Source organism: Acinetobacter sp. CIP 51.11, assembly GCF_000369665.1.
GTDB lineage: Bacteria > Pseudomonadota > Gammaproteobacteria > Pseudomonadales > Moraxellaceae > Acinetobacter > Acinetobacter lwoffii_S.
This window is the reverse complement of sequence record NZ_KB850128.1, coordinates 490842-516577: the sequence shown is the minus strand read 5'-3', so window position 1 is coordinate 516577 and position 25736 is coordinate 490842. Positions and strand designations below refer to the sequence as shown.

At 44.5% G+C, this 25736-nt stretch carries 27 protein-coding genes; 11 read left to right on the top strand and 16 right to left on the bottom strand.

Features of this window, described 5'->3' with window-relative positions; all coding sequences use genetic code 11:
• Positions 1-585 precede the first annotated feature (585 nt).
• Together F894_RS02695 and F894_RS02690 are read right to left on the bottom strand one after the other, a co-directional pair.
• Positions 586-1695: an HPP family protein gene (locus F894_RS02695; RefSeq protein ID WP_005245878.1), complete on the bottom strand. Its 1110-nt coding sequence runs from the start codon at positions 1693-1695 to the stop codon at positions 586-588.
• A gap of 260 nt (positions 1696-1955) precedes the next feature.
• Positions 1956-2753, bottom strand: a complete 798-nt coding sequence (locus F894_RS02690; protein WP_005245876.1) for a transglutaminase-like domain-containing protein — start codon at positions 2751-2753, stop codon at positions 1956-1958.
• 312 nt (positions 2754-3065) lie between these two features.
• Here F894_RS02690 and glyQ point away from each other — a divergent pair, with 312 nt between their 5' ends.
• Both glyQ and glyS read left to right on the top strand, forming a co-directional pair.
• On the top strand, positions 3066-4049 hold the full coding sequence (gene glyQ, locus F894_RS02685; protein ID WP_004278542.1) for a glycine--tRNA ligase subunit alpha: 984 nt from the start codon (positions 3066-3068) through the stop codon (positions 4047-4049).
• Entirely contained in the window at positions 4049-6118 is a 2070-nt protein-coding gene (gene glyS, locus F894_RS02680) for a glycine--tRNA ligase subunit beta (RefSeq protein ID WP_005245875.1), read from the top strand. The genes glyQ and glyS overlap by 1 nt, the downstream gene beginning before the upstream one ends.
• Positions 6119-6143: 25 nt before the next feature.
• Here the strand turns inward: glyS and F894_RS02675 are convergent, their stop codons facing one another.
• Positions 6144-6947 (bottom strand): DUF5677 domain-containing protein, encoded by an 804-nt coding sequence (locus F894_RS02675; RefSeq protein WP_005245874.1) that lies wholly within the window; start codon positions 6945-6947, stop codon positions 6144-6146.
• Between the two features lie 198 nt (positions 6948-7145).
• Between F894_RS02675 and F894_RS02670 the strand changes: the two genes are divergently transcribed.
• Both F894_RS02670 and F894_RS02665 read left to right on the top strand, forming a co-directional pair.
• A complete protein-coding gene (locus F894_RS02670) occupies positions 7146-7535 on the top strand; it encodes a hypothetical protein (RefSeq protein WP_004278545.1) in 390 nt (129 codons plus the stop codon).
• A 229-nt stretch (positions 7536-7764) separates the two neighbouring features.
• Positions 7765-8238 (top strand): hypothetical protein, encoded by a 474-nt coding sequence (locus tag F894_RS02665; RefSeq protein WP_004729377.1) that lies wholly within the window; start codon positions 7765-7767, stop codon positions 8236-8238.
• 65 nt (positions 8239-8303) lie between these two features.
• On the opposite strand, the gene F894_RS02660 is transcribed toward F894_RS02665, so the two are convergent.
• The 3 genes from F894_RS02660 to F894_RS02650 form a co-directional block, all read right to left on the bottom strand.
• Positions 8304-9260 (bottom strand): 2-hydroxyacid dehydrogenase, encoded by a 957-nt coding sequence (locus F894_RS02660; protein WP_005245873.1) that lies wholly within the window; start codon positions 9258-9260, stop codon positions 8304-8306.
• A gap of 93 nt (positions 9261-9353) precedes the next feature.
• On the bottom strand, positions 9354-9551 hold the full coding sequence (locus F894_RS02655; RefSeq protein ID WP_005245872.1) for a hypothetical protein: 198 nt from the start codon (positions 9549-9551) through the stop codon (positions 9354-9356).
• A gap of 125 nt (positions 9552-9676) precedes the next feature.
• The gene (locus F894_RS02650) at positions 9677-10948 is read right to left on the bottom strand and encodes a hypothetical protein (RefSeq protein WP_005245870.1); all 1272 of its coding nucleotides are present in this window, start codon (positions 10946-10948) and stop codon (positions 9677-9679) included.
• A gap of 113 nt (positions 10949-11061) precedes the next feature.
• On the opposite strand from F894_RS02650, the gene F894_RS02645 reads away from it, so the two are divergent.
• Together F894_RS02645 and F894_RS02640 are read left to right on the top strand one after the other, a co-directional pair.
• Entirely contained in the window at positions 11062-11838 is a 777-nt protein-coding gene (locus F894_RS02645) for a class I SAM-dependent methyltransferase (protein WP_005245869.1), read from the top strand.
• Between the two features lie 15 nt (positions 11839-11853).
• A complete protein-coding gene (locus F894_RS02640) occupies positions 11854-12441 on the top strand; it encodes a hypothetical protein (protein ID WP_005245868.1) in 588 nt (195 codons plus the stop codon).
• A 136-nt stretch (positions 12442-12577) separates the two neighbouring features.
• Here F894_RS02640 and F894_RS02635 read toward each other — a convergent pair whose 3' ends face one another.
• Together F894_RS02635 and F894_RS02630 are read right to left on the bottom strand one after the other, a co-directional pair.
• The gene (locus F894_RS02635; protein ID WP_005245867.1) at positions 12578-13777 is read right to left on the bottom strand and encodes a TIGR03862 family flavoprotein; all 1200 of its coding nucleotides are present in this window, start codon (positions 13775-13777) and stop codon (positions 12578-12580) included.
• A gap of 4 nt (positions 13778-13781) precedes the next feature.
• Entirely contained in the window at positions 13782-14426 is a 645-nt protein-coding gene (locus F894_RS02630) for a class I SAM-dependent methyltransferase (protein WP_171065015.1), read from the bottom strand.
• Positions 14427-14510: 84 nt separating this feature from the next.
• On the opposite strand from F894_RS02630, the gene F894_RS02625 reads away from it, so the two are divergent.
• Both F894_RS02625 and F894_RS02620 read left to right on the top strand, forming a co-directional pair.
• Positions 14511-14684: a DNA gyrase inhibitor YacG gene (locus tag F894_RS02625; protein WP_005245864.1), complete on the top strand. Its 174-nt coding sequence runs from the start codon at positions 14511-14513 to the stop codon at positions 14682-14684.
• A 174-nt stretch (positions 14685-14858) separates the two neighbouring features.
• Positions 14859-15041 (top strand): hypothetical protein, encoded by a 183-nt coding sequence (locus F894_RS02620; RefSeq protein ID WP_004278555.1) that lies wholly within the window; start codon positions 14859-14861, stop codon positions 15039-15041.
• Positions 15042-15081: 40 nt separating this feature from the next.
• Here F894_RS02620 and F894_RS02615 read toward each other — a convergent pair whose 3' ends face one another.
• The 5 genes from F894_RS02615 to F894_RS02595 form a co-directional block, all read right to left on the bottom strand.
• Positions 15082-15726 (bottom strand): MBL fold metallo-hydrolase, encoded by a 645-nt coding sequence (locus tag F894_RS02615; RefSeq protein WP_005245863.1) that lies wholly within the window; start codon positions 15724-15726, stop codon positions 15082-15084.
• A gap of 22 nt (positions 15727-15748) precedes the next feature.
• On the bottom strand, positions 15749-16762 hold the full coding sequence (gene hemH, locus F894_RS02610; RefSeq protein ID WP_005245862.1) for a ferrochelatase: 1014 nt from the start codon (positions 16760-16762) through the stop codon (positions 15749-15751).
• Positions 16763-16827: 65 nt separating this feature from the next.
• The gene (locus F894_RS02605; protein WP_004278558.1) at positions 16828-17856 is read right to left on the bottom strand and encodes a DUF4062 domain-containing protein; all 1029 of its coding nucleotides are present in this window, start codon (positions 17854-17856) and stop codon (positions 16828-16830) included.
• 116 nt (positions 17857-17972) lie between these two features.
• Positions 17973-18845, bottom strand: a complete 873-nt coding sequence (gene murI / locus F894_RS02600; RefSeq protein WP_004278559.1) for a glutamate racemase — start codon at positions 18843-18845, stop codon at positions 17973-17975.
• 48 nt (positions 18846-18893) lie between these two features.
• Positions 18894-19505, bottom strand: coding sequence for a DUF1285 domain-containing protein (locus F894_RS02595; RefSeq protein WP_004278560.1), 612 nt, complete (start codon positions 19503-19505; stop codon positions 18894-18896).
• 186 nt (positions 19506-19691) lie between these two features.
• Between F894_RS02595 and F894_RS02590 the strand changes: the two genes are divergently transcribed.
• Positions 19692-21404: an electron transfer flavoprotein-ubiquinone oxidoreductase gene (locus tag F894_RS02590; RefSeq protein WP_005245860.1), complete on the top strand. Its 1713-nt coding sequence runs from the start codon at positions 19692-19694 to the stop codon at positions 21402-21404.
• 214 nt (positions 21405-21618) lie between these two features.
• Here the strand turns inward: F894_RS02590 and tusA are convergent, their stop codons facing one another.
• Positions 21619-21879 carry a sulfurtransferase TusA gene (tusA, locus tag F894_RS02585; RefSeq protein ID WP_004729361.1) on the bottom strand — a complete coding sequence of 87 codons (261 nt, stop codon included), beginning with the start codon at positions 21877-21879 and terminating at the stop codon, positions 21619-21621.
• A gap of 202 nt (positions 21880-22081) precedes the next feature.
• Here tusA and F894_RS02580 point away from each other — a divergent pair, with 202 nt between their 5' ends.
• Together F894_RS02580 and lnt are read left to right on the top strand one after the other, a co-directional pair.
• Complete coding sequence (locus tag F894_RS02580; RefSeq protein ID WP_004278564.1) at positions 22082-22921, top strand: HlyC/CorC family transporter; 840 nt, start codon at positions 22082-22084, stop codon at positions 22919-22921.
• The gene (lnt, locus tag F894_RS02575) at positions 22918-24477 is read left to right on the top strand and encodes an apolipoprotein N-acyltransferase (protein ID WP_005245859.1); all 1560 of its coding nucleotides are present in this window, start codon (positions 22918-22920) and stop codon (positions 24475-24477) included. Before F894_RS02580 ends, lnt begins: the two co-directional genes overlap by 4 nt.
• A gap of 153 nt (positions 24478-24630) precedes the next feature.
• Here lnt and F894_RS02570 read toward each other — a convergent pair whose 3' ends face one another.
• A complete protein-coding gene (locus F894_RS02570; protein WP_004278566.1) occupies positions 24631-24966 on the bottom strand; it encodes a hypothetical protein in 336 nt (111 codons plus the stop codon).
• Positions 24967-25250: 284 nt separating this feature from the next.
• Complete coding sequence (gspG, locus tag F894_RS02565) at positions 25251-25685, bottom strand: type II secretion system major pseudopilin GspG (protein WP_004278567.1); 435 nt, start codon at positions 25683-25685, stop codon at positions 25251-25253.
• Between the last annotated feature and the right edge of the window lie 51 nt (positions 25686-25736).

Sequence of the window (25736 nt, the reverse complement as noted above, 5' to 3'; positions counted from 1 at the left end):
GCTTTGTCGTATTAATCGCCTATATGTTGAATCTTTCTCTCATCGAAAAATGATATGCATTTAACAATGATAAAGTCCCTATATTAAAAACATCAAAAAGTGGCAAATAGATATTGGACAGGATATTTCACTTAATCTCTCAACCGATCCAGAATTCTCCCTGGAAAATGACGCTTAACCTCGCACTTTCACCTTTGATCATTGCTGTAATTTTATTCCCTTATGCGCTATTTCATGAAGCCAGCTATGGGGTTTTCTCCATTTTCATGAGCCTGTTTTCAGCGCTTTTGATTAGCTTTTTTATCTGCCTGACTTACTGGGTGATGGTCTTTCCTTTTCTATGAGTGACTCACCTGCTGCTACGCCATTATCAGCTGTTTAATATCATCACGATTTTAATGAGCTGCGTACTGGGAACCCTGATTCTGGCCTATATCTCGCATCCTTCAAGTGAAAATTTTAGTTCCCATTTTTTGTTTCTGCTGTGTTTTTCCCTGCCGATGGCACTATTTTACAGTTTTCTCAGTCGGCAAGCTGACCAGAGTTGATCAGGCATGCTCTGTTAAATTCCGTTTTAATCCGGTTTTAAGCTTTCATTTTAAAATGATTCAGCTCCTGATTCAGTGCGGCAATCATGTCTGCCCGACTGATAATTCCCACCAATTGCTGCTCGCTCACCACCGGAATATAGTTGAACGAACGCTCAACAAAATACGGCACCAGATCCTGAATGGGTTGTAAAGGCTGCACTGTGATCACCTTACGGGTCATGATATGTTTGACCTGATGCTCCCAGCTGCTGCGGACATCAGCCGCGCGCTTGAACCATTCCACCACCTGATACATTGCCAGTGTACCGACCAGTTGTTCATCGGCATTAACGACGGGTAGGCTCATCAGGTTCATTTGCTTGAACTTGTCCAGTGCGTGCTGAATATCATCATTTTCATGCAGGGTTGCTACATCCTTCGTCATGATATCCTGGCAGCTAAATTCATGCACCGCACGCGCATTGGCACGGTTTTGTGCCTCCAGAATAATTTTTTGCAGGTCATATTCGCTGATATCCAGCAGCTCGGTGCGCTGATCCAGTACTTCCTGAATATCCTGCGGTTGAATCGTGACTTTCTGGGTCGGTGTCGGATCCTTGGAGCGGGTATTTAGTTGGGCTTTCTGCGGATAGTCCTTACCAATCATCCGGTTAAAGACAATCGCAATCACCATCAGCAGAATTGAATTCAACAGTACCGGATAAAATACAAAGGCATAACCCAGCTCATGCACTGGCTGGCCACCTAGCACGGCGGTAATGGCCACGGCGCCACTCGGTGGATGCAGGGAATCCGTGGTCATCATCAGGACGATCGCCAAGGCCACGGCTACACTAAAAGCCTCAGTCGGACTAGCTATGAATAAAGCGCAACTCACGCCAATCACGGCAGCAATGGTATTTCCGACCAGAATATTCCAGGGCTGTGCTAGAGGACTGGCCGGCACAGCAAACAGCAATACCGAAGATGCACCCATCGGGGCAATATACCAGGCTTCAAAATCCCCCAGAATCCATAAACTCAACAAGGACGAAACCACCAAACCCAATAGTGCGCCAGCTCCACAGAGCAACCGGTCTTTGAGTGGAAGGACTTTGAAATTCGGTTTTAAGGTATTGAGCCAGTCGAGATGGGAGTGAAACACAGTGCGCCTGATCTTATTGTTCATAGATTTTGGGCATTATAGAGCCAAGCCAGATGAAAGGCATCTGTGTTTTACATCTTTTCATCATGAGTCGATCGAAGCTTTTTAAAACCATAATAATCTCGCTCAGCTTGAAAATACTGATCCTGTTTTTTTTGCAGAACAACCGCTCCCCTATCAATCGCCATTGAAATGGAAAAATCCTTTGTAACCATTTTGCTTAGTATATTTCCAGAACATTTTTATTGTGGCCTGCCTATTCATTCAGGTTTGATCAGGGGCTGGATTTTTAACAGCTCAACCTGACCATAATAAGTTGAAAATGCCACATCTCCGGCATCGACTCCAGTGCCGATCCGAATAAGATTTTCGACCGGAGCCAAACGGGTCGGATCAAACTGCACCCAGCCACCGTCTAAATAGGCTTCAAAAATGGCATGAAAATCGGGTAGAAACTTTTCAATTTCCACATAACCGACCACCATGCGTGCCGGAATTCCCAAGGCACGGCACAGCGCAATGCCTAAATGGGCAAAGTCACGACATACGCCTGCGCGATGCACCAGTACATCTGTAGCAGTGGTAAACTGATCAGAACTGCCAGACACATAAAAAATATTGTTATAAATCCACTGTTCAATGGCTTTGACCCGCGTATAGCCCGGTGTCATCCAGCCAAATGAGCGTTTCGCCATTTCCAGTAATAAATCCGAATTACAATAACGGCTGGCCAATAAATAAGGCAATACTTCATCGGGCAGCTCAGGAATGGCCACTTCTTTCAGACCTTGCTGTAGCTCCAGAGAGAGGCTCGGTCGACGAACCACTGTCGCCGTATAATTCAGCTCAAAAGCCTCACAGGGTTCGACCTGTAGCCGAACATGACGGTTTTGATGCTGAGTATCCTGGAATTCATGCCATGCTACGGGCAGATTAAAGCTAAGTTTTTCTTCGAGAATATTCTGATCAGGATGATGTGCCGCCTGAAGCATAAAAATAAATTCTGTCGGTTGCACGACCTTGTATTTTAAATGGCATTGAATTTGGTAAGTGGTCATGAAGTTCCTTATTTTTAAGCATTATTATATTGCGTGAATATTAAACTAATTTTAGAGTCGCAATCGTATGAGATCCGTTGAACTTTATGACTCTCCGCTTAACAGCATGCCATACATCTGATTTATTCCTGATTTTCAGATCAGCCTGTATCGGCCAGTACAGCTAAAATCGCAGTAAGCTTCTAAATGCCGCGTATCCTTTAAGCCTGTTTTATTTTTTTCAGAAAAGTATCCCTACATTAACCCTTTGCCACTCCCCTGCAAAGTCCTTATAATTGAGCACAATTTTTCTCTAATTTTAAGTGGATGACCATGAGTCGCGCCATATCGCATATTGATACCTTCCAAGGCTTAATTCTTGCCTTACAAACTTACTGGGCGGAGCAAGGCTGCGTCATTTTGCAACCTTATGATATGGAAATGGGTGCAGGGACATTCCACACTGCGACTTTCCTTCGTGCGCTGGGTCCTGAAACCTGGAATGCCGCTTATGTTCAACCGTCACGTCGTCCGAAAGATGGTCGTTATGGTGAAAACCCGAACCGTTTGCAACATTATTATCAATTCCAGGTGGTGCTTAAGCCAAACCCGGACAATATCCAGCAGCTTTATCTCGATTCATTAAAAGCGATTGGCATTGATCCACTGGTACACGACATTCGTTTCGTAGAAGACAACTGGGAATCTCCAACACTAGGCGCTTGGGGCTTAGGTTGGGAAGTTTGGCTGAATGGTATGGAAGTAACGCAGTTCACCTACTTCCAGCAAGTCGGTGGTGTTGAATGCTACCCAGTGACTGGTGAAATCACTTACGGTCTTGAACGTCTTGCAATGTACTTGCAAGGTGTAGATTCAGTTTACGATCTGGTTTGGACCAAAGGCCAGTTCGGTACGGTAACGTATGGCGATGTGTTCCATCAAAATGAAGTGGAACAATCGACCTATAACTTCGAATATGCCAACGTTGAAAAAATGTTTGAATTGTTCGATTTCTATGAAGCTGAAGCAACACGTTTAATTGAAGCGAAACTTCCACTTCCTGCATATGAGCAAGTCGTGAAAGCATCGCATAGCTTCAACTTATTGGATGCGCGTGGCGCGATTTCTGTGACTGAACGTCAACGTTACATTTTACGTGTACGTACTTTGGCACGTTCAATTGCAACAAGTTATGTAGCAGCACGTGCGGAACTTGGTTTCCCAATGGCTGAACCCGCATTACGTGATGAAGTGTTGGCACAATTAAAAGCGCAAGTTGAAGCAGAAGCGAAAGAAGCAAACAAGGAGAGCAAATAATGTCTAAACATACCGTTTTGTTCGAATTGGGTTGTGAAGAACTTCCACCAAAAAGCTTAAAAAAATTACGTGATGCTTTACATGCAGAAACCGTAAAAGGCTTAAAAGATGCGGGTCTTGCTTTTGATTCAATCGAAGCTTATGCAGCACCACGTCGTCTTGCACTTAAAATCGTCAATGTTGATGCTGCACAAGCAGACACACAAAAACGTTTTGACGGCCCTGCTAAACAAGCAGCCTTTGATGCTGAAGGCAACCCGACTAAAGCACTTGAAGGCTTTATGCGTGGTCAAGGCATCACAGTTGATCAAGTATCGACTTTCCAAGCAGGTAAAGTTGAAAAAGTATGCTATTTAAAAGATGTCAAAGGTCAAAGCCTTGACGTTTTATTGCCACAAATTTTACAAAATGCATTGGATAATCTTCCAATCGCAAAACGTATGCGTTCTGCGGCAAGCCGTACTGAATTCGTACGTCCTGTGAAATGGGTTGTGTTGTTGAAAGACAACGATGTGGTTGATGCAACAATTCAAGACCACAAAGCAGGTAACGTGACTTATGGCCACCGTTTCCATGCACCTGAAGCAATCACTTTAGCGCATGCAGACGAATACTTAGCGAAGTTAAAAGCGGCTTACGTTGTAGCGTCTTTTGAAGAGCGTCAAGCCATCATCGATCAACAAGTCAAAGCACTTGCTGATGAAGTGAATGCCATTGCAATTGTCCCTGCGGATCTTCGTGACGAAGTGACTGCACTCGTTGAATGGCCTGTTGCGCTTCGTGCAAGCTTCGAAGAACGCTTCCTTGCTGTTCCTCAAGAAGCATTGATCACCACGATGCAGGACAACCAGAAGTACTTCTGCTTAGTGAACGCTGACAATAAACTTCAACCTTACTTCATTACTGTGTCAAACATCGAGTCGAAAGACCCGACACAAATTATTGAAGGTAACGAGAAAGTGGTTCGTCCACGTTTGTCAGATGCTGAATTCTTCTTCTTACAAGATCAAAAGCAACCGCTTGCATCTCGTAAAGAGAAACTTGCAAACATGGTATTCCAAGCTGAATTGGGTACGCTTTGGAACAAGTCTGAACGTATTGCAAAATTGGCTGTAGCACTTGCGCCTATTACAGGTGCAAAAGCGGAAGATGCTGAAAAAGCGGCGCTTCTTGCAAAATGTGACTTAACTTCTGAGCTTGTGGGTGAATTCCCTGAACTTCAAGGTATTGCAGGTACTTACTACGCACGTCTTGAAGGTGAAAATGCGGAAGTGGCTGAGTCTTTAGGTGAGCAATACTTACCTAAATTCGCAGGTGACGTTTTACCGAAAACCAAAACTGGTACAACCATTGCTCTTGCGGATCGTTTAGATACGCTCACAGGTATTTTCGGTATTGGTCAAGCGCCTACAGGTTCTAAAGACCCATTTGCACTACGTCGTTCTGCAATTGGTATTTTGCGTCTTGTGACTGAAAACGAGCTTGATGTTTCAATTGAAGATTTGATCAAACTTGCACTTGCTGCTTATGGCGATGTATTGAAAGATCACGACAAGACTTTGGCAGATGCTGTTGCATTCCTTGAAGGTCGTTACCGTGCGAAATACGAAGACCAAGGCGTTGCGGTTGATGTGATTCAAGCTGTTCAAGCGCTTTCACCAAAATCTCCGCTTGATTTTGACAAGCGTGTAAATGCAGTCAACCACTTCCGTGCCTTGCCTGAAGCGGCTGCGCTTGCTGCTGCCAACAAGCGTGTTGCGAATATTCTTGCAAAAGAAGCAACACCTGAAGGTGCTGTGGTTGAAGCGAATCTGGTTGAAGATGCTGAGAAAGCATTGTTCGCTGAACTTGCGAAAATCACGCCTGTGGTTGAGCCGTTATTTGCTGCTAAAGATTACACTGCTGCATTGTCTGTACTTGCTGCACTTCGTGCGCCAGTGGATGCGTTCTTTGACGGCGTAATGGTCATGGCCGATGATGCTGAGCTGAAAGCAAACCGTTTACGTATGCTTGCACAGCTTCGTGACTTGTTTACTAAAGTTGCGGATATTTCAGTGCTTCAACACTAAGTTCTGATTTATTAAAAAACCCGCTTTAGAGCGGGTTTTTTAATTCGAGAAGATCTTTATCTTGCTTGTTTAATTTGTCATATAAATCAGGGAAAATTTCTAACATATTATTAATAGCTAATTTCAAATATCCTTCAGCTAAACCTAAAGCATATGCAGAATATATCTCCTCTATTGGTGTCTTTACTCCAGTTCCTCGGTCTGGTTCAAACATTTTATAGAACCCCATTGGAAAACTATGGGTATAAGTAGATAATAGTTGGTAATTTACTTTAAATGCTGATTTTGAATTTCCGATTTTGTGTTCAATTTCTTCTCGACTGAGAAAAAAAGCAGTAGCCCCCTTTAAAAAATGCCGTTGTTGTTTCTCTTCTAAGTTTTGAAAATATTTAGTACTAGTTAATTCTTTAATCAATTGGTCTTTTAAGTCTATATCCGGTTCTTCTTTACCAATTTCTTTAAATAATTTTTCTCTAGCTATAAAATCATGATAATTAAAAAGCTTTTTTCTAGCTAATGCTTCATCTTCTGAGATTTTATCAATACAAAGATAAAAAAATGTTTGATAGCACTCCATTAAATTTCTAGCTAAAGTAAATGCTGAATTAAAATCCCAATGTGAATTATATTTCTTGCCAGTATCCAAATCTGCTAATTTTTTTAAAGAGATCGAAGTAACACAAATTTTTGTAAAAAGGATAGAGGCCCATCCTTTTCTATAATCTACTAATCTTCCAGCTACACTTTTTGAAATTTTGATTGCTAAACTTGTATACTTTACATACGTATTAAATTGTTTATGAAATTTTAATTCATCGATATTATTCATTCGCTATGCTCTTTATCCAATTTCTATAATTAAAAAATATACTTTAAGTGCCTCATTTTCATATTTCAGAAAAATTCCAAAGATGAAAATAATAAAATTTCAAAAGCTCGCTTTTAAGCTAAGCCAGACAAATACTATAGGCATATCCCTATATATTTCATATACTCAACCTAACAACACTCAACAAGAAAGAATCATATGAAATTTAAAACACTCATTCTGACTGGTCTTGCGAGTATCGCAGTTACAGCTTGTACATCTGCACCAAAAATCCCACAGCTTCAGGTTGGCGTCTTACAGGAAGTCCAAAACCTCGAAGTTGTTCCAGCTACCACCAACAACAAGGCAAAACTGACCAAATTTCTCGACAAATGCGTGATTGAATTCACCGGCGATATTGGCAATAACCGTGTCATTGAACAATGGTCATTTAAAGGTATGACTCTAATCGATGCCGGCTCAGCGACTTTCCAGCGCGACGGTACTAGCACTGCACAAAAATTTGACCTGCACGATGCAGGCGTACAAAAGAACTTTGTCAGCTTACGCGAACATTTCGCCAAAGATGCCCTGACACAATGTGACTAAAAAAATCGCCTTGTTTCTAGTCTAAGAACAGGGCTTTTATTTTGCTAAAAATCAATTCGACACTTGGGCTAATTTCTACTGCCCTTTCTTTAAAAATTACAATATTTCGGCACAGATCCACCTGAAAGCTCTGCACTCTTCACAGGATATTCATTGTTTTTGGCCCATTATCCGTTACACTGAAAAACAAACTCAGACCGCACTTAGACGAATTCGAGGTCGATCCATAATGAATATCAAAACCCCAATTATTTTAACGACAGCTTTAATGCTTTCTGTTCCAGCATTCGCACAAACCACGACTCAGTCTGCTAAACCGGTTAAGCCTTATGGTGAAAATCCGAACCTGCTGCATGTCTTTGCTTATAAAGCACAGGAAGGCGTGATTAATACTGCTGAGAAAGTCGGTGAAGCAACGGAAAAAGGCATTGCCAAAATCAAGCCGGGGGTAGACCGGGCCTGGAGCAATACCAAATCTGCAACCTCTGATACACTGCAAAAAGTAGATCAGGGTGCAACTCAGGCAGCCCAACAAACCGGTCAGAAAATCCAGCAGACCAAAGAAGTCTGGCGTGGAAATTCACAACAGGCACCTATCGTGCAGCAGCCTTTAAGCCAGTCGAGTGCGACGCAAAACCCAAATACACCACAGACTCAACCCCAGTCAGGATCAGCTACCAGTTATGCGGTAACCGATTTATAAAAAAAGCCCGTGATGGGCTTTTTTAATTTTTAGAAAATAAAACTATTACCTTGTATCGACGCGATCTATGAATTGACCTGTCGGATCGGCTGACCTTGTTTAAATGCTGCTATATTTTCGACCATCTGGTCTACGATGCGCTGCCGTGCATCGACACTGCCCCAGGCATTGTGTGGTGTCACAATCAGGTTTGGAATCGTTGAATCAAGTAACACATTACCCTCTTTTGGTGGTTCTACCGTTAGAACATCTGTCGCTGCACCGGCAATCTTGCCTGTTCGCAACGCCTCAGCCAATGCCGCTTCATCAACAATCCCGCCACGCGCACAGTTAATTAAAAATGCACTGCTTTTCATTGTCTCCAGTTCAGCATGACTGATTAAATGGCGGGTATCTTCAGTGAGTGGACAATGTAGACTGAGAAAATCGACTTGAGGAAGCAGCTCGGCAAATGGCACACGCGATGCATCCACCAGACGGTTTGGCAACGCTGCAATGAGAACTTTCATGCCAAAGGCTTCGGCCAGTTTCGCCACCGCATGGCCCAGTTCCCCATAACCGACAATGCCCAATGTTTTTCCGGCTAGCTCTACAATCGGTGCATCCAGCAAACAGAACTGTGAGGATTTTTGCCACTGACCTTGTTGCAGTGCACATTGATAAGACAGGAATGAAGTGGCCAGATTCAGCATCAGCATGATTGTGTGTTGTGCAACCGCAGACGTTCCATAGGCCTGACAGTTACAGACCACAATGCCACGGGCCTTGGCTGCTGCAAGATCGACATTATTGGTGCCCGTCGCAGAAATCAGGATTAATTTCAGGTCAGGAGATTGCTGAATGGTCGCAGCATCAATCAGTACTTTATTGGTGATCATCACATCAGCATTGGCCACACGGGAAGCAATCTCGGCAGCCGAAGTCGTTGGATACAACACAAGCTGATCAAATGCTGCATGCAGTGCCTGAAAGTCTAAATCCTGCTGGTCTAAAGAAGCATAATCTAAATAAACGGCTTTCATGGCTGTTCCCTCAATCCTGTTGAATCATTGATTTTTGTCATTTAATAAAAGCAAGTCATTGAGGCTTTTCAAGCAGCTTCCGGTCTGCCAAGCTTAATCCAGCGGTTTATCGAGATGATTGCGTAAGGAATGCCGGATTTTATAGATCACATAGACTGCCAGAATGATCATGAAGATAATCGATGCACTCATCATAATGACCGCAGGATGCACACTTGCTGCATACGCCAGATTGGGCAGAGCTAAACCGACAATGAAACAGACTTGTATCATCTGGGTAGATTGCATCATATAGAGACCCCCTGGTTCGTTTCAACTATCGGGAGCGGTACGAGTGGATATTATTTGTACCGCTTACCTCTATATTATGCCAAGCCTATCACATGTCAAGTAATTGTTTTTTATTAAAAATAAAGCTAATTTATTTCATTTTGCGTCATAAACTGCGTATTTTTGTTACTTTCATCGATAAAGGCCGTCGCGCCATACTCATTGGTACTCAGATTCAGCTGCTTATAGCTAAACATATAAAAATCGCTATAACGCTTCATTAAAATCGGATGCATACCCAGACTGAGCTCATCCTGTTCCTTGATCAGCTTCATGATATGTCGGTCATTCATCACCACCAGATAACGTTCATCATTCAGGTTAATGCTCAATAAACCATTGCCTTTGGCATAAATTGGAATCAGGAATTTATGATTCAGGGCAATTGCGCCTTCTGCATAGCTTTCAATTTTATGACTGATGACATTAAATACCAGACCATGTCCATATTGGTCCAACAGCAACTGACGATTTTCCTGTGGCAAATTCACATGAATGCCAAGCTTGAGCAGGTCATGCTGATCAACCTGTTTATTACGCAAAAGTTCCCGTAAAATCACCTGTTTCTGGCTGGCATCAAAAAACTGGTTATCCAGTTGCAGATCATTGTTTTTCAGAATTTGTCCCAAAGCCATTCGATGTCGTGGCAAGACATTTTCAATCACCTTACGATAATAGAACTTGCTGTTTTTCTTGACCCGGCGCATTTTCTGGTAGAAATAGCTGGGCTCATAGTCATGTACCAAAAAGTCATACAGCAGTTCGGAGCTGGCCAGAACGGCGATGGCATCATGTCCGGTAAAAGGCAGATGCAGCACATGATGCTGTGGAATCAGTGCTTCCAGTTTTAGATAATGGGCACGATCTTCGGCACAGTAGGGATCATAGACAATAATATATTCACAAGCATTATCGATATCTTCGGCTGCAACCCGCATATTGGCATTCAGCTCTGGCTGATAGAACATGTTATAACGGGCATCATGTACATCTTCCGGATCGATCGAGTATTGCGGCACCATCGCCACCACCCGTTGTACGCCCAAGGCACGGGAATACTTGATCGCAGCATAGCCGCCCATCGAACCGCCATAGGCAATACGCTGCTGAAACGGCTCAATCAGATCTGCGATGGCTTGCAACATGTTCCACATGGAACCTTGTGGAAACCAGGATTTATGCTTGGGCATAATACCAAGTACATTAAACTCGAATTTCGCCAGTGACTTTTCTGCATTGATGTTGAGGCCCTTGGCACGGGTAATCAAATCGCCAAATGAAAAAATCAGTTCTGAAGAGGAGCCCGGCATAAAAATCGCGCGTATATGTTCATCTTCAAAAACAATCTGCTTGTCCATAACTTTCCCGTGCTGGTAAATCGAACCCTTCCACAACAATTCAGTCAATGAACGCTGTCAAAAAAGTGAATATGCTATTTTATATCGATCAAAAAGATTAAAAAGCGCAAAATATGACACAATCATTACATCCTGCAGCAAAACGGGGTTTTAGTGCGTCGGCTGAGCTCTATCAGCAAGTGCGTCCCGACTATCCGGCAGAAATCAGCCAATGGCTGAGTGAAACGCTGGCTTTGCCTGTAGATGCGCATCTTCTGGATTTGGGCAGCGGCACCGGCAAGTTTATCCCCTATTTACGCCCGCTCAGTAAGCACATTATCGCAATTGATCCTGTCCCGGAAATGCTGGTTCAATTAAAACAGGCGCATCCGGACATTCATGCAATTGAAGGCGTTAGCCATCAACTTCCCCTGCCTGATCATAGCCTGAATGCGGTATTTTGTGCACAGTCATTTCACTGGTTTGCCGATTCTGCTACCTTACAAGAATTAGATCGGGTACTCAAACCGCAGGGTTATCTGGTGTTAATTTGGAATCAGCGCGATACTCGGATCGACTGGGTTCAGGCCTTGGCCGATTGTATTGCCCCCTTGGAAGGCGATACGCCGCGCTATCATAGCGGCACCTGGCGCGAGGTCTTTGCACAGCAAACGCTATTTCAGCCCTATGCAGAAACCACAATGACCCAGCAACAGCATGGCAGTGTCGAGCAGGTGGTATCCAAGCGGCTGCTCTCGACTAGTTTTATTGCAGCCATGCCTGAACAGCAGCAGGCACAGTTAAAACAACAATTTGAACAGATCATCCAGCAATATACAGCCAAAAGCGCAGAGGAAATGATCGATTTTCCTTATGTCACCCATATCTATGTGTTCAAGAAAAGTAATTAAAAACAGGAGGCGATCATGCATAAAATACCAGGAATGACACGAACGCTGTTGTTCGCTGCGGCCATGCTGCTGATGGCATGTGACCAGAAAACGACCGAAACTCCGACTGAAGCGACAACAGATAATACGGCTTCAGATCAAGTCATGCAGGAACTGAAAACCGAGCCACTGAAAGACTTCCCTAAAACTGCCGATGATCCACATGATATTGCTGCATTGACGGATTATGAACAGCGCTTTCAGGAAATGAGCAGCGACCTGGAAAAAGAATTGAACAGCATGCGCGATGATGAAAATATGACAGAAGAATTTGTCCAGCAACGTCAGCGTGATCATGTCCAGTCAGCATTGAATATGTTGAAGGCTTTAGAACTGAAAACCGAACAGGGCCGTTATATTCAGGGCTTGATGTATCAGTACTGGGAACATCAGGACAAATTACTCAATACTCCCAAGACTCAAGCTGCGCCCGTGAATGAAGCCAGTGAGAATGTAAAGGGTCTAGGGAAATATCTACACGCCCAAGAACAGCTGGAACGCTGGCGTTCGCAATATCCAGATCTCGCCAAGAAAGAACCCGCTTCCCGGCAAGTGAAAGAATAGTCTAGGAGGCTAGATTGGCACACAGCTTAGATCAAATACAAAAATAATCTAAGCTGAACTGACAGCTTTAAAACAGCGTGGATGAGCAAGACCTGTTCTGCTGAGCCTGAATCTCAGCATAAGCGCCAGAAAAGACTTAATCTGCTGTCAGAAACTGATGCACACCCTCACCTGCCGCGCGACCTGTGGCAAAACAGGCGGTTAGTAGATAACCGCCGGTCGGTGCATCCCAGTCCAGCATTTCTCCGCAAAGAAATACATGTGGGTTAGATTTCAATTGTAGCTGTTCTGACAACACTTCACGCTTGACACCACCTGCACAGCTAATCGCCTCTTCAATCGGGCGGAAACCTGTGAGTGGAAGGGTCAAATGTTTAATTTTTTTGGCTAATTCAGCAGCATCTTGCCATACCGCTTTGGCTACCAATTCCCGTACTAAGGCCGCCTTGGCACCGTCCAATCCAGCTTTACGCCAGACATTAGTTAAAGACTGCTTCTTACTTGGCTGTATTTTTTGCACAAGCTGTTCGATGCTTTGATTTGGGAAGAGGTCCAGATGCAGCTGCATAGGCTGCCCCTGTTTTAGTTGCTCGCGTAAGCCACGCCCCTGCTTATAGATCAGACCACTTTCCAGACCATAATGACTAATTACGATATCGCCAACGGTCTTTTCACCTTGCCCTAACCATGCTGCAACACGTTTCAGCGGCTGACCAAAGACTGGCTGCATAAACCGAGACCAAGGATATTCCACTCCGGCATTACTGGCCTGGAAAGGCTCAATTTCATCCGGCTTTAACCAGGCTTGCCATGCACCATCACTACCCAACGCTGACCAAGACACTGCACCACAAGCCAGAATAATGGCATCAAAATATTCAGTACGATGTTCATTATTTTTCAGATCACGCAGCTCAAGCTGTTGCTGCTCTAACTGGCTGACTTTATGCCGGTAATGAAACTGGATGCCATCACTAGCCAAACGCTTGAGCCAGGCACGCAGCAAGGGCGCGGCTTTCATCTCTGTGGGAAATACCCGGCCGGACGAACCGATATAAGGTTCAATACCGAGCTGTTTCATCCAGTCTTGAATCCAGACCGCATCCCACTGTTTGATCCAAGGGGACAACCACTCCACCTGATCATAACGTTGTACAAACTGTGGCACAGGCTCAGCATGGGAAATATTCAGGCCGGTTTTACCTGCCATCAGGAATTTACGCGCGGCAGACGGTTTTTGCTCATAGATATGCAACTCATAATCAAACTGACTGAGCACTTCTGCTGCCATTAAGCCTGCGGGGCCTGCGCCCACAATAGCAATGCGTTTGCTCATCTGCTTATTCCGAGACGGTGGCATTCTGCCCTTGCAAAGGCTGGAAATCATCAAAACGTGTCACATAACTTTCAGGCTTGCTGATGATTAGTTGCTGGCATAATTCGCCGCGTTCCAGATATTTAATTTCAAAATGGGTGCGCGCCGAATCTGCAGCAATCACTTCTTTGACAAAAGGCAGCTTCCAGAGCTCTCGCACCTGTATTTCTGCTTCTTCGGTATAGGCAGGAATATTACTGGCCAAAGTAATCGTTCCCCCGGTTTTCAGGCGTGAAAGTAGAAACTCAAAAAATGGCATATTGACCCAGCGCTGTGCCGGATTATGCGGTTCAGGATTTGGATATAAAATAAAGAATTGTTCTACCTGCTCCGGATACAGTGCATGCACGATCCACGGTAAAGCATCGGCATGAACGGTCTGTAAATTGGTTTGACCTTCAACAGCATGCTGTTTTTGCATCGCCAGAAATTTTTCCCGGGTACGTTCAATCGCAATCAGTTGAGTGTCGGGATTGTTCTTGCTGAATAACAAGGCATGTTTACCTTTACCCGCTCCCACTTCGACGCAGACCGGTTCAGGACTGATGCTTTGAAAATCACGGGGCGCATGCATACGCTGTGCTTGAAATTGACGAATCGGCATAATCAGATCAAACTAATAAAAACCGCATAAGTCTAACAAGTGCGGCTATATTTGCCTAATCGAACCTTTATTTTTCTTTGGAGTCGTCCCATGCCTACCACTTTAAACTGTCCGCGCTGTGGCAAGCTGACCACTTGGGAAGATAATGATTACCGTCCTTTTTGTTCAGAACGTTGCAAGATGATTGATCTGGGTGCCTGGGCCAATGAGGAATATAGTTTGCCTACCCAGGATGCACCACAAGCCGACAACAGCGAAGAATAAAGGTCTTCCCTTTCGAAAATTCTGTCTAAAAGCAGAATCTTGTCGAAATTAAGTAAATAAATCATATGAATTTTATAAAATTACTTAGATAAAGCAACACGAATTAACATCATTCATAAAGCCTTAGTATTATTGTTCTACTCTAAATTTTCACATTATTTTTAGAGCAATAATATGGGTTATATTATTTTAAGAGTCATATTAATTGGGGTTGGTCTACTCGCACTTCTTTCTTTGGGAGTCGGCATTTTCCAACAAGATAGTTTATTTATTGTATTGGGTGTGCTTTTTGCTTTTGCCGCTTGGCTCATACACATGCAAACGCGACAACTTCGCAATAATCCCTTTTCAGAATAAAGATAAAAGACCAAACTATGTTGGTCTTTTATTTACGCTTTTAACCCGCTTTACCTGCAACAAACGGATTATGCTGCTTTTCAAAACCAATGGTGCTGATCGGCCCATGTCCTGAAATGAATTGAGTTTCATCTGGCAGGCTGAAACATTCACGCTGAATTGAATCTAAGAGCTGTTGATGATTGCCACGCGGGAAATCAGTCCGGCCAATTGAGCCTTTGAACAAGACATCACCTGTCCATAACAAGTCATAATTTTTGTTATAGAACATCACGTGACCCGGCGTATGGCCTGGAGCAAAACGCACTTCGAACTCCTCATTGCCGAGTTTGAGCACTTCACCACCTTCCAGCCACTGGGTCACTTCAACTTTTTCCGGAATCGGAAAACCATAACGTGCCGAAACTTCTTGAATCATGTCAAGCCAGAATGCATCTTCCTTATGTGGTCCGATTACCGGTACATTCCAGGCCTTTTTTAATGCACCCACCGCACCCGCATGATCCAGATGGCCATGAGTGAGCCACAAGGCTTTAACCGTTAAACCCAGCGCTTCAACTTCAGCTTTCAGTTTTTCAGGTTCGCCCCCTGCATCAATCAAAATGGCTTCTTTAGTGTCTGCATCCCAAACGATCGAACAGTTTTGCTGAAATGCAGTAACTGGAACAATTTTGACTTGTAACATGGGGTGAAAAACCTCGGGCAAGTTAATGGGCAAGTGTCTGTGTCAATGCATCCAGATTAGCCTGGAGCAGACTGTTGAGCAATCGCAAATGATCTTCACGGCTATTTAAAGCAGGAATATAGCGATAGCTTTCACCGCCGAGTGCTTTAAATGTCTCGGCATTTTCGATTGCCAGCTCTTCAAGCGTTTCCAGACAGTCCGCGGAAAATGCCGGACTCATCACCTGAATTGATTTCACCCCTTGCTTGGCCCAATCTTCGAGCAAAACATCGGTATAGGGCTTGATCCACTCCTGTTTGCCAAACCGCGACTGAAAGCTGATCGCATATTGATTTTCATTTAAACCTAGTGCTTCCGCCACCAATTTACCCGTGATGCGGCAACGGTCGGCATAAGGATCGCCTTTATCAGCATAAGGCTGTGGAATGCCGTGGAAAGACATCAATAATTTCTCTGGTTGACCATGAATTGCCTGATAATCACGTACACTTTGAGCCAACGACTGGATAAATAAAGGATGTTGATAATAATCCCGGATCACTGTCAAACCGGGTAAATTACGCTGTTTCACCACCCATTTCGCCACAGCATCGTATAGAGGTGCGGTCGACGTGGCAGAATATTGTGGAAACAGGGGAAATAGAATCACGTGTTCCTGTGGCTGCGCGGAGACCTGTGCCAAGACATCCTGAATGTTGGGATTGCCATAGGTCATGGCAGGTACCACATTCAGTTCAAACTGTGGATACAGCTGGGTGAGATGCGTCTTGACTGCTGCGACCTGCTCAAACAGAATTTCACGCATCGGCGAATCCTGTCCCCATACTTGCGCATAGGCCTGTGATACCCGCTTTGGACGGAAGGGCAAAATGAGTAAGCGCAGAATGATTTGCCAGATCGGTTTGGGAATTTCAATCACACGCTGATCAGATAAAAATTGCTTGAGGAAACGGCGTACCGCTGGAATCGTAGGCTCATCTGGTGTGCCCAAGTTTGCCAATATAATCGTCACTTTCGCTTTAGCAGGAGAATACATTCAGTTCGTCCGTCAGGATATCAACCCCTGTACTTTAACAGCTTTTTATTTATTCTCTCTATGGATTAATACGCTGACTTATATTGAAAAGTGCGATCTAAATCCAGCAAACTGCTGTCCAGCAACTTCTGCGCTTTTGGCGTGATCTGCCACAGCATGCGCTGTCGGTCATCACGACCAGATGGCACAATCCAGTCATTCTGGCGCATTTGAATTTTTAAACTATGCAAGGCACGAATATTCATCTGGGCACGCGCGACAGCATGCGCTCGCGGCATCTGCACCCGTGCATCCTGCAAACCGGTTTCATTCAGATATTCATTCATGCGCTTTGAGAAAAACTCTTCAGGGGTCGGATTGACAAAAGTTGAACCCAGCAACGCCAACAATTGTGCCCAAGTCAGTTTTTTCTGGACTTTGATTTCTTTAAAATTACCATCCTGATAAGCATGCATCCGGTATTCAAAAGAAAAAACTTCATGCATCGCCACTTTGGGCAAGCTTAGGAATGGATCAACTTCTGCAGTTCCACCATCACGTTCCAGTTGAGCCACTTTGGCTTTCAGCTGATCAATCTCGTCATGTAGCGCCTGAGTATTTTGCGGACGCACCCAGCCAGTCACCGGATAGCGCTCCAACATTTGCGGCATGTTAAAACGCACTGCCATTTCCAGATCGCGCAGGCTGCGGTAAGTAAACACCTGATCCACTTCCTGCTGTAACAGTTGACGGAATTCCTTAAATTTTTCCTGTAATTCCGGTTTGGCATCATGCAATGCACTTTCACGTGATGCCGGATCATCATGCATAAACACAATAATCGGTTTTTGCTTGGTCACTGCATAAATATATTCGAGATGCATATAGCCGACACCCGATACCGACTGCTCCCCATACTGGCTGCCCAGCAGAATGACTACATAATCACAGTCATCAATCTGGCGGCGTGCAAATGCAGTATTCAGCGGTGTACGCTGTTCCAGTCCCCACGAGAAAAACCCCATTCCTACCAGTGTTTGAGACAGAATGATACGCTCCGGTTGCATTTCTGCCCCAGAGGTTGAGATGAACACTTGGTACCGTTTATCCAGCATGGGCTATCCTCTTCTCCTGTACATTTGGGTAAAAAATGCATCATCACATGCTTCTTTACCCAATATGGCCACCCCACAATCAAAATATCTTTCTTCTTAAATTATAGAAATGAGTTTTAAACTGCACTCATATTACTGACCTGCCATTTTAAATCGGCCGGAATCAGGTGCTGCAAAATCGGTCGGAGCTGTTCAGCATTCTGCCCACTCACCACCAATTCAATTTTCACGCTTTCTTTAGACTCATGCTCAAATAATAACCCATTTTTAATTAAAATTTGGGCCGTTTGTCTTGCAACCGCGAATCCTGAGTCAATTAATGTCAGCTTTTGACCAAAAATATACTGAATTGACGATTTTAGGAAGGGGTAATGTGTACATCCTAATACTAAATAATCAGCGCCCTGATCTACAACTGGTTGTAAAATCTCTTTTAATGTCTGCAAACAGGCTGCACTCATCTGCTCTCCAGCCTCAACAAAAGGCACCAGATCTAGACTGGTCACAGGCAGGACTTTGACTTGAGCCGGTTCGGCAAAACGGGAAATGACATCTTTAATCAGCTGGCCGCGGAAGGTTGCAGGCGTGGCCAATACCGCCACAGTTTTCGACTGGGTATTCAGGACGGCCGGTTTAAGTGCGGGTACTAAACCGATAATCGGAAAGTTTTCACCATAATAGTCACGCAAATAATCCAGACTAAAAGCGGAAGCGGTATTACAAGCCACCACCGCAACTTTACAACCTTGACGATAAAGCCATTCAATCGCCTGAGCCGTCAAGGCACGAATTTCCTGATCATCTCTCGGGCCATAAGGCACATGCGCAGTATCCGCATAATAGACAAAGCGTTCATTAGGCAAATGGCGGGCAATTTCCAGGGCGACTGACAAGCCGCCTACGCCTGAGTCAAAAATGCCAATAGGCGCATCTGCCGTGGCATTGGGCATCGGGTCCAATAACTGGGAAATTGGTTGAATAGCGCTCATAACGTTGCAGGTAGCTTGTTTGAAATTTCTAGCGATCAAGCTTAAACCTCAGGTGCTCAAATGCAAGTCTAAATCACCACTTTTCAAACTTAAAACGGTTTCGCCTGCCGGATTTTCATCAAGCTCTCCCATCTCGACCAGATGTAAAAATGCCGCACGCTGAATCAGGGCATTAATCCCAAAACGCACATGCACATAAGGCCGCAACTCACCTTTGTATTCACGCATAAAGATTGGATGTTCAGCATCGACAATAATCAGGTCTTGCGTGGTTGTGCCCAGTTGCAGATAAGTCACTCCATTGATCTCAACCTGATCGACCTGATTGACAAATAAAGGTTCATCTTCAACTTCGATTTCAATCATTTCTACTGGTGTTTTTAGATAGAATTTATCGTTTTCTTTCCAGAGCACCGTTGCAAACAGGTCAATCATCGGCTGACGCTTGATCAATTGACCTTCGTGCCACCATTCGCCGTTGGCTAAAACCTTGAGATCCATTGTGCCACAATGCTTTGGCTGCCATTGCTCCAAAGGGGGTATTGACCTTTTGTGACTGCCCTGTGCATCTTTTAAGTATTGTGCGATATCCATTAAATTTTTATCATCGGGATAAGTTACTTTTTTCGTCGGATTTGTGCTGGGTACTGGCTTATCCATAAAAGAAGACCTTAATGACGGAAAAATAATATGTTTCAGCCAATTGGCTAAAACCGGCTTTAAAACTATACTAGCCCAGATTATCAAAGACACCAGCATTTTTGTGTCTAGGAACCAAGAACACTTATGGCAGCACCCAATCATATGATTATGGTTGCCACCGAATAGTAATATGAGGAGTCCTACATGGAACACATCGAACGTGAATCGATGGAGTTTGACGTCGTCATCGTAGGCGCAGGCCCTGCGGGTCTTTCTGCTGCGATCAAAATCCGTCAACTTGCAATTGAAAACAACTTAAACGATTTGTCCGTTTGTGTCGTAGAAAAAGGCTCCGAAGTCGGTGCGCATATTCTGTCTGGTGCTGTGCTTGAACCGCGTGCCATGAACGAGCTGTTTCCGGACTGGAAAGAACAGGGTGCCCCGCTGAATGTCCCGGTGACTGAAGATAAAACCTTCTTCCTGCTGTCAGATGAAAAATCACAGGAAGCACCGCACTGGATGGTGCCTAAAACCATGCATAACGATGGCAACTATGTCATTTCACTGGGCAATGTGGTGCGCTGGTTAGGCCAGAAAGCGGAAGAACTGGAAGTGTCGATCTTTCCGGGCTTTGCCGCGTCTGAAATTCTGTATCATGCCGATGGTACAGTCAAAGGCATCCAAACCGGTGATATGGGTATTGGTAAAGATGGCGAACCAACGCATAACTTTACCCCGGGTTATGAACTGCATGCCAAATACACGATTTTTGCTGAAGGCTGCCGTGGTCACCTCGGTAAGCGTTTAATCCAGAAATTCAACCTGGACAAGGATGCGGATCCGCAACATTACGGTATTGGCATTAAAGAGTTGTGGGAAATCGATCCGGCTAAACACAAACCGGGTCTGGTCATGCATGGTGCCGGCTGGCCGCTTTCTGAAACCGGTTCTTCAGGCGGCTGGTGGCTGTACCACGCTGAAAACAACCAGGTGACCTTGGGCATGATCGTGGATCTGTCCTACACCAACCCGCATATGTATCCATTCATGGAAATGCAGCGCTGGAAAACCCATCCTTTAATCAAGCAGTATCTGGAAGGTGGCAAGCGCATTTCTTATGGTGCCCGTGCCGTGACCAAAGGTGGTTTTAACTCGCTACCAAAATTCACCTTCCCGGGCGGTTCTTTAATTGGGGATGATGCCGGCTTCCTGAACTTTGCCAAAATCAAGGGCTCACACACTGCAATGAAATCCGGCATGCTCTGCGGTGAAGCGGTATTTGAGGCCATTGCTGCCGGTGTAGAAAAAGGCGGTGATCTGGCGGTAGCACGTGTAGTGGAAGGCGAAGATTTCTTTGTGAAAGAACTCACCGCATATACCGACAAGTTCAACAACAGTTGGTTAAAAGAAGAGCTGTATAACTCGCGTAACTTTGGCCCGGCAATGCACAAGTTCGGTCAATGGATCGGTGGTGCATTTAACTTTATCGACCAGAACGTGTTTAAAGTGCCGTTCACCCTGCACGATCTGGTTCAAGATCATGCTGCGTTAAAAACCCAGGCAGCTGAAAGTTTCAAGCCGACCTATCCAAAACCGGATGGCAAGCTGACCTTTGACCGTCTGTCTTCAGTGTTTGTATCGAATACGGTCCATGAAGAAAACCAGCCAGCGCATTTGAAACTGACTGATCCATCCATCCCGGTTGAAGTGAATCTGCCGACATGGGACGAGCCTGCACAGCGTTACTGCCCGGCGGGTGTGTATGAAATTATGGAAAATAATGACGGTTCCAAGCGTTTCCAGATCAATGCAGCCAACTGTGTGCACTGCAAGACCTGTGATATCAAGGATCCGTCACAGAACATCACCTGGGTGACACCGGAAGGTGGTGGTGGTCCGAATTACCCTAATATGTAATGTTAGGGTAATTCTTGCGCAGCAGTGCTGCTCATACCCGCATATGTAATCTGATCATCAGATAAAAAATAAACCCGCTTTTAAGCGGGTTTATTTATGGATAAATTATTTAAAATTTCAGTTCTTGTCCATTTATCTATTTAATTTAGTAGATTTGTGGAATTTTATTGTCTAAATAGGGACAGATCATTGAGCTCATCTGTCATTTATCTCTTTAGCCGCCTTTCTTCACTAAATAATGAAATTCTTTATTGCCATTTTCATCCAGACGTTCTTCCTGCAAGAGCAACTCATGCCCCAAATGCATACAGAATTTTGGAATATCCCACGACGTTGAATTATCCGTAGCAAACACCTCAACCACATCACCTGCCTTGGATTTACGGATCGCCTGATGCAACATCATCACTGGCTCAGGACAACGCAAACCTCGGGTATTCAATTGCAGACTTGGAATAATTTCAGTTGGGGACATCGATAGACTCAGGATGGAAAGACCGCCATATTTTAGCATAAAGCTGCGATTACATAGCTGCTTTGCAATACGTACCCAGTTCCAAAATCAGCGCTGACTCGCGCGATCAAGACTGTGCATCATATTTACAATAGACAAGCGAATTTTCTGCGGTATGATAAAACCACGTTTTTTTAGATATTAAGAGTCTTCAGGAAAAATCATGCACGAGGAATCAGGCCCGTCGTGGGGTATGCGCGGCTTACGCAAATGGCTGGGAACTGCACCCGAAACTCGCGACGAACTGCTAAAATTAGTACAAGATTCACGTCGATTTTTAGAACCCGATACTGTTGCCATGCTTGAGGGCGTTCTTGACCTCCCGGCAACCAAAATTCGTGAAGTCATGACGCCTCGCACGTCCATGATCAGCTTACAGGAAGATGACCAGTTGCTGGATATCCTGCATGTGCTGGTCGAGTCTGCGCATTCACGTTTTCCGGTATTTTCATCCGATCAGACCGACAATGTAGTCGGCATTCTGCTGGCCAAAGATTTATTGCCTTTTCTGACTGAACCGACGGCCAAGGTCGATATTCGCGCGCTTATGCGTCAGCCTTTGTTTGTTCCAGAAAGCGCCCGCTCCGATCAGGTTTTGCGCATGTTGAAGAATACCCAGACGCATATTGCCGTAGTGATTGATGAATATGGTACGACTTCGGGTCTGGTAACACTGGAAGATATTCTAGAAGAAATCGTCGGTGAAATTGAAGATGAACATGACAATGCTGATGAAGAAGCATACTACATTGTTCCGGACAATGATCCGACTACCGCCAATACCTGGGTAGTCCAAGCCCTGACTCCGATTGAGTATTTCAATAATATGCTAGATGCGACTTTCCCTGATGATGAAGTGGAAACCATGGGCGGCTTATTATTACAGGAAATTGGTCTAGTGAGTGACCTTGAAGGTCAAACTATTGAACTGGAAAACTGGCAATTTACCATTCTTGAAGCAGATTCACGCTCGATTCATCTAATTCGAGCCGTGCGCCAATGAGAGCGTATTTCGATAAGCTGTTGAGTTCGTCTCAACAGCAAAAAACCTTGCCGCTGATCTATCCTGTTTTAATTGCCTTATTTGCAGGTGCCATTTTCAGTTTAGCACTGGCTCCCTATCATTACTGGTGGCTGGCGATTCTGTCTCCGGCACTGCTCTATGCCTGCCTGCGCGGACGTACTGCAAAACAAGCCTTTGGCATTGGCTGGGCTTACGGGATCGGCTTGTGGTTTGTCGGCGCATTCTGGCTGTATACCTCGATTCATTTCTATGGCGATACCAGTGCATTTCTCAGCGTTGTGATGATCCTGATTATGGCACTGGTGATGGGTCTGTTTAGTGCCGTTCAAACGTTTGTCTATCGCCGCTTTTTCCCGGAAACGCCTTTAACCTTTGCTCCGCTCTGGGTGCTGTTTGAATGGTCCAAGACCTGGGTCTTTACTGGTTTCCCGTGGCTGTTCGCCGGTTATGCCTTTACCGAACGCTATCTGGATGCCTATGCACCTCTTTTTGGGGTGTTTGGGGTGTCTTTCGTGGTGATCATTCTGGCCTGTGCGCTGGTTGAAATCCTGAATAGACGTCTGTTCTGGGCCATTCCTTCCGCTATCTTGTTACTCGGTGCCTGGGGAGCTTCATATCTCAACTTTGTGGAACCCAAAGACGAGAAACCGCTTTCTGTTTCTCTGATTCAAGGCAATATTCCGCAAGACCTGAAATGGCTGACTGAATATCAGGTGAAAACCTTGTTGATTTATGCCAATCTGAGCAAGACCGAATGGGGCCGTGATCTGATCGTCTGGCCGGAATCTTCGATTCCCATGTTCCAGACCGACATTGAAGCCTTTCTGGAAGCCATGAAAGTCCAGGCTGAAAAATCAGGCACTGCCTGGGTGACCGGCATTCCGTATTGGGATTTAGCAGAATCTCAAGCGGCGGGTTATCCTAAATATTACAACAGTATTATGGCCAGCGGCGATGATTCTGATGGGCTGTACAAGAAACAGCGACTGGTTCCTTTTGGTGAATATATTCCCTTGTCAGGCTGGTTGAGCTGGGTATTGCCAGGTCTACAAAATGATCCTTCCATGAGTGGTTTTACCCGGGGCGCAGATCATCAAAAACCATTGAATGTGAAAAATCATCCATTGGGTTCTGCAATTTGCTATGAAGTGGCCTACCCGAATTTGACCCGTCGCAATGCCAGCCAAAGTGATTTTCTGGTGACCGTGTCTAATGATGCCTGGTTTACCGGCACGGCAGGACCATTACAGCATCTGCAAATGGTGCAAATGCGTGCTAAAGAAAATGGCCGCTGGTTTATTCGCGCCACCAATACCGGTGTAACCGCCTTTATTGACCACAATGGCCACATCGTGAAAAAAGCCCCGGTGGATCAGGAAGCGGTATTACGTGGTGAACTTCCAGCCATGCAGGGCGAAACGCTGTATATGAAACTCAGTGATTGGCCAGTGATGATCTTCTCAGTTCTGCTTTTGCTTATTGGATGGCGCTTCCGTCCACGTAAAGTGGATGTCAGCTTTAAGTCAAGAAGATAATTTCTTCAAGTCCCTCTTTTACAAAGAGGGATTTAGGGGATTCCTGAATATAGCACCTTATCAATCCCTCCTAAGCTCCCTTTATGAAAGCGAAGAACACTCAAGGCAATAAAAAACCGAGGTCACAGCCTCGGTTTTCTATCTCTTTAAAACTTAAAACTGTATAGCCAGATAACACACCATACTGGCAAGAGACAACATCGGCACATGACGATACAGGTTAACCAATGTCTGCTCAAATGCTGAACCTTGTTCGGCTTGAATGCGGATTACACTCGCATTTAATGCTGACCAGAAACACAGGGCCAATAAACTGCTCATCAAACTGATAGCAAAGAAAGCCACCATAATCTGGCTGCTGCCTTCGGTGCTTTGCCATAAATGGACGATTCCCTGACTGATCGGCAGCATGCTTAAAACCAGAAGAACAGATTTCAGCATCGACCAATGAAATTGATTGATTTCATCTCCTAAGATTAATGCTTTCATGTGCTTCTCCGTTGGCGAGTCAAGTACCATTCAGATCATTATGAGCTTTTTTAAATAAATAGAAAGTGTATGTTTATTCATATTTTACGAGAATTGTAATAGATAAATATGGGAATAATTCTTATTATAACTCGCATATCGTTTTTATTATTTCATTATTATAAATATCATTAACTTACATTATATTTAATAATTAATAGTTATTATCACTTCACTTCGTATTGAAATAGCCTATTCAGTGAAGTGATATATTCTATCTATCGAAAATTTATAACGATTCTCAATTAAGGCTGATAATAAATATCGGCATCTGTTCCTTCACCACCCGATTGACCATCTGCACCAAATGAATACAGATCGAAGCTGCGGCCATCGGTGCCCGGAATCACATATTGCAGTTCATTATCCCAGCTGTCTTTTGGAAAACCGCCCTTGACATAACCGCCTGGCACCCAGTTTTTTGCAGTCGCTGGCTGATTCACCAGTGCATCCAGACCGCCTTCCTGCATACTTGGATACTTGCCATTGTCCAGCTTGTATTGATCCAGTGAACCTGCAATGCTCTGCAACTTGATCACGGTGGTATCTACTTTGGCTTTTTCACCGCGTCCCATCACATTCGGAACAATCAGCGCAGCAAGCACACCGAGAATAACAATCACCACCATGACTTCGATTAAGGTAAAGCCCGTCTGTTTATTTAATTGATTCCTTTTCATTCAATCTCTCTCATTTATTTGCATCATTCAGAATTTCCACTTGAATCTTGA